This is a genomic window from Photorhabdus bodei, assembly GCF_003287735.1.
GTDB lineage: Bacteria > Pseudomonadota > Gammaproteobacteria > Enterobacterales > Enterobacteriaceae > Photorhabdus > Photorhabdus kayaii.
Genome location: NZ_NSCM01000147.1, coordinates 1 through 746 on the forward strand (window position 1 = coordinate 1; position 746 = coordinate 746).

The 746-nt window shown below is 43.8% G+C and carries 1 protein-coding gene; it reads right to left on the reverse strand.

The annotated features are described in order from the left end of the window. Positions 1 to 746 (reverse strand): putative type VI secretion system effector (locus tag CKY02_RS23175; RefSeq protein WP_112897021.1); only part of this gene is annotated, 746 nt, incomplete at both ends.

Here is a 746-nt window from a genome sequence, read left to right on the forward strand (position 1 = left end):
GGGTTCCCTCTCAGGGGAATTAGCCTTAATTTCCTTAAGCCTCTTTTTTGTTAATCGTCTAAGATTAACCTCTGTAGGGTCAGGGAAACCTAATGCAGTGAAAATCTCTTCAGCCAACCTAATCGAGGGTCGGGGGTTTTTCATACTTTGGTAATATGTACTGGGTGCAAACAATGCCGCCAGCAAAGTACAAAATGAAAATATGTACTCTATATATCTGACAATATCTTTCCTAATAAAAAAAACACCCACCATCATTAGAAAAAATAGGAAAGACGAAAAAAAACAGCAAGCATTAAATACCTGCTCTTTAGAGTCTGCATGAATTCCCTGATTGCAACGCGGGGTCATGGAAATAACCCTTAATTCGGGATTAGCAATAGCATAAACCACATAATATCCCTCCTGTTCCGTCACCACTAATTCAACGTAATCACCCGCTTTTGTTGTAGTAAATCCCAACCAGCCGTGGAAAGGAATACCATTAATTTTTCCCCGCACAAAATCACAGACATCACTTTCCCGTACTTGGGTTTGCGAATTTACTGCTGCCGCCGAGCTATTTCCCATCATCGCCATCAATAATGCGCCAGACAATTCCCGCTCCTCCTGACGGGCAAAGGCGGCCGGATCATATTCCCGATCGGTAAAATATCCCCTCACACAGAGCGTCTCAAATTCTTCCAATACCCCACTGACTTTGATTAATGGCTTGCGCGGCGGTAATTCCGGCGGCGGTGGCTCTT